Consider the following 365-nt stretch of genomic DNA (forward strand, 5'->3'; position numbering starts at 1 on the left):
GGTGATCATGATCATTCCGGCAGTGATCAGCATACACATATTGTTGACGACCAGCCTCGATACACTGGGGTAGATCAGATTATATAAGAGGATCACTCCCAGTATGACAACAGCCAGTGCTGCATAAATAAAAAGAATACGCAGATCCTTTTTCGCAGTATACATGGCAAAAAAAGAAACCATCTGCAGTAAAAATAAGAGAACATCCTGACGGATCAGTACTCTTTTCTCTTCATCCTCATAATTTCTCGTAAAAATTGAGAAACATGAAAAGGTATATGCGGCCATTAGTAGGATAATGATGTATTTAGAAATTTGTATTATAATATTAGTCATTTTACACCTGCTTTATATAATTCCCCGAT

At 36.4% G+C, this 365-nt stretch carries 1 protein-coding gene; it reads right to left on the reverse strand.

What is annotated here, in order from left to right; all coding sequences use genetic code 11:
* On the reverse strand, positions 1–336 hold a 336-nt coding region (locus PZH32_RS11775; RefSeq protein WP_428994037.1), incomplete at its 3' end, for a hypothetical protein.
* Between the last annotated feature and the right edge of the window lie 29 nt (positions 337–365).

Origin of the sequence: Adlercreutzia equolifaciens, from assembly GCF_029076695.1 — a bacterium.
Taxonomy (GTDB): Bacteria; Actinomycetota; Coriobacteriia; order Coriobacteriales; family Eggerthellaceae; genus Adlercreutzia; species Adlercreutzia equolifaciens_A.